Source organism: Sutterella wadsworthensis 2_1_59BFAA, from assembly GCF_000297775.1.
GTDB lineage: Bacteria > Pseudomonadota > Gammaproteobacteria > Burkholderiales > Burkholderiaceae_F > Sutterella > Sutterella wadsworthensis_A.
In genome coordinates this window covers 283,181-293,206 of record NZ_JH815513.1, presented here as the reverse complement: position 1 = coordinate 293,206, position 10,026 = coordinate 283,181, and the positions used below count along the sequence as shown (strand labels likewise).

General features: G+C 62.3%; 9 protein-coding genes and 2 tRNA genes. All 11 read right to left on the bottom strand.

What is annotated here, in order from left to right:
• Positions 1–216: 216 nt before the first annotated feature.
• A tRNA-Leu gene (locus HMPREF9465_RS01360) sits at positions 217–301 on the bottom strand.
• Between the two features lie 141 nt (positions 302–442).
• A tRNA-Leu gene (locus HMPREF9465_RS01350) sits at positions 443–527 on the bottom strand.
• A gap of 65 nt (positions 528–592) precedes the next feature.
• Positions 593–958: a preprotein translocase subunit SecG gene (gene secG, locus HMPREF9465_RS01345; RefSeq protein ID WP_005433366.1), complete on the bottom strand. Its 366-nt coding sequence runs from the start codon at positions 956–958 to the stop codon at positions 593–595.
• 25 nt (positions 959–983) lie between these two features.
• A complete protein-coding gene (tpiA, locus tag HMPREF9465_RS01340) occupies positions 984–1,733 on the bottom strand; it encodes a triose-phosphate isomerase (RefSeq protein ID WP_005433364.1) in 750 nt (249 codons plus the stop codon).
• Positions 1,734–1,934: 201 nt separating this feature from the next.
• Complete coding sequence (gene pnp, locus HMPREF9465_RS01335) at positions 1,935–4,058, bottom strand: polyribonucleotide nucleotidyltransferase (RefSeq protein ID WP_005433362.1); 2,124 nt, start codon at positions 4,056–4,058, stop codon at positions 1,935–1,937.
• Between the two features lie 262 nt (positions 4,059–4,320).
• A complete protein-coding gene (gene rpsO / locus HMPREF9465_RS01330) occupies positions 4,321–4,587 on the bottom strand; it encodes a 30S ribosomal protein S15 (protein ID WP_005433361.1) in 267 nt (88 codons plus the stop codon).
• A gap of 255 nt (positions 4,588–4,842) precedes the next feature.
• Positions 4,843–5,508 carry an amino acid ABC transporter permease gene (locus HMPREF9465_RS01325; protein WP_005433359.1) on the bottom strand — a complete coding sequence of 222 codons (666 nt, stop codon included), beginning with the start codon at positions 5,506–5,508 and terminating at the stop codon, positions 4,843–4,845.
• A 257-nt stretch (positions 5,509–5,765) separates the two neighbouring features.
• Positions 5,766–6,563: a basic amino acid ABC transporter substrate-binding protein gene (locus HMPREF9465_RS01320; protein WP_005433357.1), complete on the bottom strand. Its 798-nt coding sequence runs from the start codon at positions 6,561–6,563 to the stop codon at positions 5,766–5,768.
• Positions 6,564–6,795: 232 nt separating this feature from the next.
• Positions 6,796–7,551: a basic amino acid ABC transporter substrate-binding protein gene (locus tag HMPREF9465_RS01315; protein ID WP_005433355.1), complete on the bottom strand. Its 756-nt coding sequence runs from the start codon at positions 7,549–7,551 to the stop codon at positions 6,796–6,798.
• 240 nt (positions 7,552–7,791) lie between these two features.
• Complete coding sequence (locus HMPREF9465_RS01310; RefSeq protein WP_005433354.1) at positions 7,792–8,490, bottom strand: HAD family hydrolase; 699 nt, start codon at positions 8,488–8,490, stop codon at positions 7,792–7,794.
• Between the two features lie 155 nt (positions 8,491–8,645).
• Positions 8,646–9,758 (bottom strand): hypothetical protein, encoded by a 1,113-nt coding sequence (locus HMPREF9465_RS01305; RefSeq protein WP_005433352.1) that lies wholly within the window; start codon positions 9,756–9,758, stop codon positions 8,646–8,648.
• Positions 9,759–10,026 lie beyond the last annotated feature (268 nt).

Here is a 10,026-nt window from a genome sequence, read left to right as displayed (position 1 = left end):
GAGCGCTACTTTTTTTTCCTTGGAGGGAGCCGACCAGACTTTTTCTTAAAAGTCAAGGCCGCGTTCCACGGACTTCCGAGATGAACCAAAAAAAATGGACGTTCCGAAGAACGTCCATTTTCTCGATGACTTGGCAGGGGTAGTAGGATTCGAACCTACGAATGTCGGATTCAGAATCCGATGCCTTAACCGGACTTGGCGATACCCCAGTACATCTGGTGCGGTCGGAGAGACTCGAACTCTCATGGCTCTCACCACAGCGACCTCAACGCTGCGCGTCTACCAATTTCGCCACGACCGCGAAATGTTGACTGTTCGATGCTTGAGGAGCATCCGGAGAGTCACTCCGTTGATTGACTTGGCAGGGGTAGTAGGATTCGAACCTACGAATGTCGGATTCAGAATCCGATGCCTTAACCGGACTTGGCGATACCCCAGTAAATGGTGCGGTCGGAGAGACTCGAACTCTCATGGCTCTCACCACAGCGACCTCAACGCTGCGCGTCTACCAATTTCGCCACGACCGCGGCCCGAACTGTTCCCCACTGATGTGCATCCGAAGAAGCGAGGTCACCAGCAGAGGAGGTGTATTTTACCTCGGAATTTCGTTCGTGGGGGCCTTATTAGGGTTTTCACTACCAGACATACCATATTCATGGGATGTCGGCTGTTCGACCGTTGACAAAACACCACCCGCTGGCTGAGCGGAACGCTTGTTGAAGGCGCCGGAAGCGAGCGTCAGGGCGATCGTGGAGCAGAAGAAGACCGTGGCGGCGATGGCCGTGGAACGGGAGAGGAAGTTTGCGCTGCCCGTAGCGCCGAAGACAGAGCCGGAGGCGCCGGAACCGAAGGCGGCACCGAGGTCGGCACCCTTGCCGTGCTGCATGAGCACGAGCACGATCACGACGACGGCAGAGATGATCTGCAGAACGAGAGCGATGCTAAGAAGAAAATGCATGGCGGTTAAACCTTAGAGTGAAAAATCAATCGACGCGGGCAGCCGCGCAGACGGAATGGAAATCTTCAGCCTTGAGGGCGGCGCCGCCGATGAGGCCGCCGTCGATGTCGGGCTGGGAGAAGAGTTCATGGGCATTGTCCGGCTTGACGCTGCCGCCGTAGAGCAGCGGCGTCTTCGCGGCGGCTTCGGCGTCGGCCTCGGTGAGGCAGGCGCGCAGAGCCGCGTGAACGTGCAGGGCGGCCTGCGGAGTCGCCGTGCGTCCCGTGCCGATGGCCCAGACGGGTTCATAGGCGACGGCGCCGAGCTTGGCAACGGGCACTCGCGTGAGCACGGTTCGAAGCTGGCGCAGCACGACGGCCTCGGTGAGGCCTGCCTCGCGCTCGGCGAGCGTCTCGCCCACGCAGACGACGGGGGCGATGCCGTGAGCAACGAGGTTTTCAGCTTGGACGGCCACGGATTCGTCGTCCTCACCCCAGAGGGTGCGGCGTTCCGAATGGCCGACGAGGCAGAGGCTCATGCCGATGTCGGCGAGCATGGCGGCGGACACTTCGCCCGTGAAGGCGCCCTGATCCCTGGGCGAAACCGTCTGGGCGCCGACAGCGACCCCCGTGTCCTTGAAGAGGCGGACGAGTTCGGACAGATAGACGAAGGGCGCGCACACGGCGGTCCTGCAGTTGAGATCGCCGAGTTTGGCAAGGAATTCCTCCGCCCAGAGGCGGTTGGCCTCGGCGGAGCCGTTCATTTTCCAGTTGGCGATGACAATCTTTTCACGCACGCTGAGTTTCTCCAACAATGCCGGTGAAGGATGCGGATGGTCCGTTTTTGACGCGGACAATGCATAACCCTCGCATTTTATACGGTTTCCCTCAAGTCTTCAAAGCACTCGGGGAAAAAACGATGGGGTTTTGAAACAAGAAGCCCTGCTCTCCTCGCGGAGAGCAGGGCTCGTGTCTTCAAGCCCGGAAGGGCTCAGGGATTAGGCCTGGGCGGCTTCGTCCTTGAGAAGAGCCTTCATGGAAAGGCGCACGCGGCCCTTTTCGTCGGCTTCGATGACCTTGACGCGGACCTGCTGGCCTTCCTTGAGGTAGTCGGAGACCTGGTTGACGCGTTCGTTGGCGATCTGGCTGATGTGAAGGAGGCCGTCCTTGCCCGGCAGGAGCTGGACGATGGCGCCGAAGTCGAGCAGGCGCTGGACCGTGCCTTCGTAGATCTGGCCGACTTCGATCTTGGCCGTGATGATCTCGATGCGGCGGCGGGCTTCTTCAACGCGGGCCGTGTCCGGGCTGGCGATGGTGACCGTGCCGTCGTCTTCGATGTTGATCGTCGTGCCGGTTTCTTCGGTGAGGGCGCGGATGGTGGCGCCGCCCTTGCCGATGACTTCACGGATCTTGTCCTGATCGATCTTGAAGGAGATCATGCGCGGGGCGAAGTCGGAGAGTTCCTTGGCGCCGCCGCCGGCCATTTCATGCATCTTGCCGAGGATGTGTTGGCGGCCTTCGTGGGCCTGAGCCAGGGCGGCCTGCATGATTTCGGCCGTGATGCCTTCGATCTTGATGTCCATCTGGAGGGCGGTCACGCCTTCGGCGGTGCCGGCCACCTTGAAGTCCATGTCGCCGAGATGGTCTTCGTCACCGAGAATGTCGGTGAGGACGGCGAACTTGTTGCCTTCCTTGATGAGGCCCATGGCCACGCCGGCGACGTAGTCCTTGAGCGGAACGCCGGCGTCGAGCATGGAGAGGCAGCCGCCGCAGACGGAGGCCATCGAGGAGGAGCCGTTGGATTCGGTGATTTCAGAAACGACGCGGATCGTGTACTGGAATTCCTCGGCGGTCGGGAGAACGGCCTTTAGGGCGCGCTTGGCGAGACGGCCGTGGCCGATCTCGCGGCGCTTCGGGCTGCCGACGCGGCCCGTTTCGCCCGTGGCGAACGGGGGCATGTTGTAGTGCAGCATGAAGCGGTCGTGCGTTTCTTCGCAGAGACCGTCGATGATCTGTTCGTCCTGCTTCGTGCCGAGCGTCGTAAGCACGAGGGCCTGCGTTTCGCCGCGGGTGAAGAGGGCGGAGCCGTGGGTGCGCGGAAGCACGCTCTGGCGGATTTCGATCGGGCGGACCGTGCGGGTGTCGCGGCCGTCGATGCGGGGTTCGCCGTTGAGGATGTTGGAGCGAACGAGCTTGGCTTCGAGTTCGAAGAGGATGCCGTGGACTTCGTTCATGTCCGGAGCTTCGGTGCCGGCGGCTTCGGCGTCGGCGACGAGCTGGGCTTCGCAGGCGGCATAGACTTCGCGGAGCTTTTCCGTACGGGCCTGCTTGGAGCGGATGCCGTAGGCTTCCTTGAGGCCGGTGTCGCAGAGTTCGACGATGCGGGCGACGAGGGCTTCGTTCTTCGGGGCGGGCTGCCAGTCCCAGGCCGGCTTGCCGGCTTCGGCGACGAGCTCGTTGATGGCCTGGATGCAGACCTGCATGGCCTTGTGGCCGGCCATCACGGCTTCGAGCATCGTCTTTTCCGGAAGGATGTCGGCCTCGGATTCAACCATGAGGACGGCGCGTTCCGTACCGGCGACGACGAGGTCGAGGCGGGAGCTCTTGAGTTCTTCCGTGGTCGGGTTGATGACGATTTCGTCATTGATGTAGCCGACGCGGCAGGCGCCGATCGGGCCGCGGAACGGGATGCCGGAGATGGCGAGGGCGGCGGAGGCGCCGATCATGGCCGGAATGTCCGGATCAACGGCGGGGTCGGCGGAGAGGACGTGGATGATAACCTGGACTTCGTTGAAGAAGCCGTCCGGGAAGAGCGGGCGGATCGGACGGTCGATCAGGCGGGAGGTGAGCGTTTCCTTTTCGGACGGACGGCCTTCGCGCTTGAAGAAGCCGCCGGGGATCTTGCCGGCAGCGTAGGTCTTTTCGATGTAGTCGACGGTGAGCGGGAAGAAGTCTTGGCCGGGCTTCGTTTCCTTCTTGGCCACGACCGTGGCGAGCACCACCGTGTCGTCCATCTGGCAGATGCAGGCGCCGGTGGCCTGACGGGCGATCTCACCGGTGGTGAGGGTCACGTCGTGATTGCCGAAGCGGAAGGACTTGGACACTTTGTTGAACATCGTCATGATGTATTCCTCTGTGCATGGTTGTCGTCGCTGACGTTACTCATCAACTTTCCGGGCGCAAGAGCAATTCGAGTTCGAAGCTCTTTGGCACGCTGCGGCATCAGATCCCTTTTCCCTTGTGCCGGAGGGGGAGGGAGCTCATGTCGCAACGCGGTAGCCTCGCGTGGAAAGAAAGTGTGCCGTCAACGAACGACGTGGGTTTTAGATGCGACGACGGCCTGTCGTCGTTCGGCAGGCCGTTGTCAGGGAGAAATGTTCCGTCTTACTTACGGAGATTGAGGGCTTCAATCAGGGCGCGGTAAGCATTGAGGTCGGTGCGCTTGAGGTAGTCAAGCAGCTTGCGGCGGCGGGAGACCATACGGAGAAGGCCACGACGGGAGTGGTGATCCTTGGTGTGAACCTTGAAGTGGTCCGTAAGGTGGTTGATGCGGGCGGTGAGAAGAGCAACCTGCACTTCGGGAGAGCCGGTGTCGCCTTCAGCGCGCTGGAACTTGGCAACGATCTCAGACTTGTTCATTTCAACGGACATTTGTTTTCCTGAATAAAGAAAAAGGTATGGAAACTTGCGGACACGAGCGTTGAGACTCGAGCCGTGAAAGCGGAGATTGTACCTACTGCATGGGCGCCGTGCAAGTGCAAAGCGAGGAAATTTTCACACAAGGCGGCGCGGGCTCCGAAACGGCCTCCGCGGGTTGACTGTCAAGGGCCCCGGAAGCCCTGAAAAAGGTATGAAAAACGCCGCGCTCCCGTGGGGATGCGCGGCGTTCGGAAGGCTCTTGGGATGTCAGCGCTCGTCGCTCAGACGGTAGCGCTTTTCAAGCCAGCCGACGAGCTGGCTGATGGTGAGCGTCATGACAAGGTAGAGGATCGCGACGCAGGTCCAGATCTCCATCGTGCCGTAGGTTTCGGCAATGACGAGCTGGCCGGAGCGGGTCAGTTCCTCGAAGCCGATCACGGAGACGAGGGAGGAGTCCTTCAGCATGGCGATGAACTCGTTGCCGAGCGGCGGGATGATGCGCTTGACGGCCTGCGGCAGCACGATGTAGCGCATCGTCTGCGGGTAGGTCATGCCGAGCGAGAGGCCGGCGCGCATCTGGCCGAGCGAGATGGACTGGATGCCCGCACGGAAGATTTCGGCGATGTAGGCGCCCGAGTTGAGCGAGCAGGCCGCGACGGCGGCAATGTAGGGGTCGATGCGCTCACCGATGATGTTCGGCAGGGCGAAGTAGATGATGAAGATCTGGATCAGAAGCGGCGTGCCGCGGATCACGTCGACGTAGACTTTGGCGGGCCAGCGGAAGATGGGATTCTTCGAAAGCTGGGCAAGACCGAGGAAAAGGCCGATGATCAGGCCGAGACCCACGGCGAGCGCCGTGATTTCAAGCGTCAGGCCCGCGCCCTTGAGAAGCAGGGGAAGGCTGTTGACGATCAGGGATAAATCAAATTCCATGACGGGTGACCTCTAAGCAGATTGTGGTTTGCGTCCGCTTCCGGATGAAGGGCGGGGGGATGCTCTTCGAAGGGGGAGGGCCCGGGCGCGGCGCAATGATAAAAGTGTAAGGCAAAATTTGCTGAATTTTACAGACACGGATCAAGGTTGTCTAACCGTACAGGGCAAACCTTGAGGCGTCTCAAAGAAAAAGCCGGCGCGCTCCCTTGCGGGAGAGGCCGGACTCCTGTGTCGTCAGATCACGGATTTGCGAAAAATCAGTTCTTGCCGAACCACTTGTTGTAGATCTTGTCGTATTCGCCGTTCGACTTCAGCTTGGCGAGCGCAGCGTTGACCTCGTCCTTGAGTGCGGACTGGTCCTTGCGGAAGACGAAGGCAAAGTCGTCGGCGGAGTAGGTTTCGGGCTGGTGCACGAGTTGGGCGCCGAGCTTGGGCTGTTGCGTCATGATGTAGGCCGTCACGGGACGGTCGTTGATTACGGCGTCGCTGCCGTCGATGGAGAGGTCGAGAATGGCCTCTCCCGCGGTGTTGAACGTCACGATCTTGGCGCCCTTGACCTTTTTGGCGGCGTTGTGGCTCGTCGTGCCGATCTGCACGCCGATCGTCTTGCCCTCAAGGTCCTTCATGCTCTTGACGGCGCTGGCTTTGGCCTTCGTGGTGACGAGGGAGAGGCCGGAAGTGTAGAACGTGTCGGAGTAGAGGACGCGCTTCTTGCGCTCCTCGGTGATGGAGAAGCCTGCGGCGCCCATCTCGACGGTGCCCGAGAGCATGGCGGGGATGATGGCGTCGAAGCTGAGGACCTGGAATTCGATTTTGGCGCCGAGTTCCTTGCCGACGGCCCGCACGAGGTCCATTTCGAAGCCGGAGACTTCTCCCGTCTGGGTGTTGACGAATTCAAAGGGGGGGAACGTCGGTTCCGTGGCCACCTTGATGAGGCGTTCCGCAAACGCGTTGGCGGACATGCCGCCGAGAACGGCGGCGCTCATGATGACGCCGGCGAACGTCTTGACGCCGGCGAACGTCTTGACGCCGGCACGTGCGAGCTTGAATTGCATTTGTAAGGCCCTCCTGGGCTTGTAGCGGGAGCGCGGTGCTCCCTGTTTTAATACCGTTCGCGTGAACGGCCCGAGAGTTCCTGGGCTGCAGGGGGATGCGGCTTCGGACGTTGGAAATTCTTTTCAGGCGGCCTGTTTCAGGTTGTCGGACTGCGGGTGATGTGCTGTTTTTGGTCAGTCCGGCCCGCGCGCCGCGCGGCTGGCGCGGCACGGGGACTTTGGTGAGGAGAGGTTACTTGGCGAACCACTTGTCCTCGATCTTGGCGAATTCGCCGGACTTCTTGAGCTCTTCAAGGGCGGCGTTGAGCTTCTGGAGGAGCTCGGCGTTGCCCTTCTTCACGGCGAAGCCGAAGTGTTCGGCGTCGGCGATCTCGGTGGAGAGCTGGAGGTTCTTGGCAACGCGCGGCTTCGTCTTCAGGAAGTAGGCGAGCACCGGACGGTCAAGCACGACGGCGTCGGCGTTCTTGACGTTGAGGTCCATGAAGGCCTCGCTCGTCGTGTTGAAGGCGGAGACGCGGGCGCCCTCGACGTTCTTGGCGTAGGCGGCGCCCGTCGTGCCGATCTGCACGGCGAGGGTCTTGCCCTTGAGGTCGGCGAAGGTCTTGATCTTTTCAGCATCGGCCTTGCGGACGAGATAGGAGAGGCCGGACTGGTAGTAGGGGGAGGTGAAGTCGACCTTCTTCTGACGTTCTTCGGTGATGGAGATGCCCGAGGCGATCACGTCGATCGTGCCGGCGGAGAGCGCCGGGATGAGGGCGTCAAAGCCCATGTTCATGACCTTGACGTCGTAGCCGGCCTTGTCGGCGACGGCCTTGATGAGGTCGATGTCGAAGCCGGAGAACTCCTGGGTCTTCGTGTCGAGGAATTCGAACGGCGCGAACGTGGGTTCGGTGCCGACGCGCAACGTGTCGCGGGCCATGGCGTTGCCGGCGAAGGCGGCGATGGCAAGGGCGGAGGCGGCAGCGGCGAAAACTTTCTTGAACATCATGGTAAGGCGGTCCTTTGAGATTCTGTCTGTTCGTTTTGCGGATCCGGAGCGCCTCCTGCAAGGCGCTTCGTCCGTAGGATGCAATATAGCCGAAGTGTTCGGCCCCCTGCGAGACGAATCGCCCAAGTTTGTACGCCGCTCAGACCGTATAGGTCCTATACCCCAATATTCGCGCGCCTTCGTATCAAAGCCGCCCAATTGTCGGCAAAAGGCGGGGGCGGAAGAAGCCTCAAGGGCGTCTCAAAGCTTCCATGCGTTCACCAGCCATCCGTTCTCGCGAGCGGCCTCGAGCAGCGTGGGGTCGGGGTTGACCGCCACGCAGTCGCCCGAGGCGAGCGCGAGCGGCAGGTCGTTGCGGCTGTCGGTGTAGAAGACCGTCTCGGCGGGGCGCAGCCCCCTGTGCTCGAGTGCGGCGCAAAGGCGCACGACCTTGCCCTCGCGGAAGGTGGGCGTGCCCGAGAGCTCGGGCGTGATGCGGCCGTTCCTGACGACGAGCTCGGTGCCGAGCGCGACGTCGACGCCGAAGACGCGTTCGGCGATGGGCTTCACGAAGAAGGCGTTGGAGGCGGAGATGATGAGCGTAAGCATGCCCGCGGCCTTCGCGGCGCGGATCGTCTCAAAGCCCTGCGGATAGGCGATGGGACGGATCTTCTCCTCGATGAAGTCGGAGACGAGCGCATTGCGCTCGGCCTCGTCAAGTCCCGAGTAGGCGGGAACCGCCTCGCGCAGCCAGGCGGCGATGTCGAGCGTGCCCGCGTGGTAGGAGGCCTTCATGCGTTCGTTGATCTCGCGGAAGACGGGATCGGTTACGACGCCCCTTTCATAGAGATACTCGGTCCAGCCGATCGTGGCATCGCCCGCGATGAGCGTGTGGTCGAGGTCGAACACGGCGGCAAGCGGCATGAAGCCGGTGGCGGGAACGGGGCGGAAGGCGGTCATGGCGGGGAGAGTCCTTGGAGTGCTTGCAGGGATCGTCATTCTAGTCGTTCTCATCCAAATGTGATGAAAGCCGCACCGGGCTTTTCTCGTCTGGTGCGGCTTTTTCATAAGTCGACTTGTGCGAAACGCACGGTCGTTCGGGCGTCTTGTGCGGATCAGGCCTTGACTACGCGGGCGACGTCGGCGGCGAAGGCCTCCTCGCCCTGAGCCGACAGGATGCCGTAGAGGCGCATGGCGGTCAGGTTGCAGAGCACGTAGTTGCGCAGCGCGTTGAAGGTCTTTTCATCGCGCACGCCCCACTTCTTCTCAGCGAGGTTTCGAAGGGCCTTGACGACCCACTGGCAGGCGGGCACGGAGATGATCCAGTCGTGGTCGGCGAGGTGTACGACCCAGCCCTCGATGCGGCGCGGCAGCGGCAGGGTCTTGCCGTCGGCGGCGATGAGGCCGGCCTTGACGGGGTCGACGCCCGCGATGATCGCGGCGGCGCGGAGCCAGCCGACGACCTGGGCTTCGCCGGAGGCGCTGCCCGGATGCTCGTGGGCGCAGGCCTGGGCAACGACGAATTCGGCGGGCAGGCCGCGCTTGATGGACTCGGCGATGCTGAGTACGTGGTGTTCGCCCGTGCCTGCGAGGGCCTCCTCCTTGCGGCAGGCATTGTCAGCCTCCCACTGGAAGACCCAGGGCTTGTGCAGGTCGTGCAGGATTTCACCGCCGACGGCGTGGTCGAAGTCGAGCTTGAGGCCGTCGATGTTGTTGTAGGCGGCGACGAGGGATTCGGCGGAGACGACGTTGAGGGCGACGTGGGTGCAGAGGCCGCCCGGATAGGCATGGTGGCTGCCGTAACCGGAGCCCGGCGCGCTCCAGGTGGGCTGCGGCGAGCGGGTGGTGTCGGAGAACTTCGGAAAGACGGACGTGCGGCCGGCGGCGATCAGGCCCTCCTTCTTGAGGGCGGCGAGCACGGCGCTCTGGTCGGCGGAGGCGATCGTAGGAGCCGGGTTCTCGATGATGGAGAGGACGGCCTTCCTGAGTTCGGGATCGCGCAGACGGCCGGCGGCCGCGCGGATGATTTCGTACGAGGTCTGGACGACGTCGCTCTCGCGGGCCATGTCGACCGGGGACATGGCGGCGATTTCGACAATGGTGCGGGCCTTTTTGGGTGCGGCGGCAGCGGCTGCGATCGGGCTGAAGGCGGCGAGGCCGCCCGCGACGGGGAGAACGGAGGCCGCAGCGGCGGCGCCGAAGAGCGAGCGGCGGGAGATCTGAGTCATGATTTTCCTTTCACAAAACAACATCTGCATGAACTGTGCAGAGCAGGCCCTGTTCAACGACGGTCCCGATCCGGGACTTCAGGGCTTCGGGTCTGAGCTTTTCCCGGATTCCCTTGAGCCTGCAGGACGGATTCTTTCAGGGCCGCATGACGGCGCCGTGACCGTGCGTTGACATCTTGAAGACGCTTGCGTGAATTTTCGATGACGGATTGTCTTCGGACGCCCGATGCGACGAGCGCCCGTCTCTTCGAAGGAGACGGGCGCTCTG

Excerpts from the sequence above, each read along its gene's own strand:
- secG (WP_005433366.1), bottom strand. The coding sequence starts at position 958 with ATGCATTTTCTTCTTAGCATCGCTCTCGTTCTGCAGATCATCTCTGCC.
- pnp (WP_005433362.1), bottom strand. The coding sequence starts at position 4,058 with ATGACGATGTTCAACAAAGTGTCCAAGTCCTTCCGCTTCGGCAATCAC.
- rpsO (WP_005433361.1), bottom strand. The coding sequence starts at position 4,587 with ATGTCCGTTGAAATGAACAAGTCTGAGATCGTTGCCAAGTTCCAGCGC.
- HMPREF9465_RS01325 (WP_005433359.1), bottom strand. The coding sequence starts at position 5,508 with ATGGAATTTGATTTATCCCTGATCGTCAACAGCCTTCCCCTGCTTCTC.
- HMPREF9465_RS01320 (WP_005433357.1), bottom strand. The coding sequence starts at position 6,563 with ATGCAATTCAAGCTCGCACGTGCCGGCGTCAAGACGTTCGCCGGCGTC.
- HMPREF9465_RS01315 (WP_005433355.1), bottom strand. The coding sequence starts at position 7,551 with ATGATGTTCAAGAAAGTTTTCGCCGCTGCCGCCTCCGCCCTTGCCATC.
- HMPREF9465_RS01310 (WP_005433354.1), bottom strand. The coding sequence starts at position 8,490 with ATGACCGCCTTCCGCCCCGTTCCCGCCACCGGCTTCATGCCGCTTGCC.
- HMPREF9465_RS01305 (WP_005433352.1), bottom strand. The coding sequence starts at position 9,758 with ATGACTCAGATCTCCCGCCGCTCGCTCTTCGGCGCCGCCGCTGCGGCC.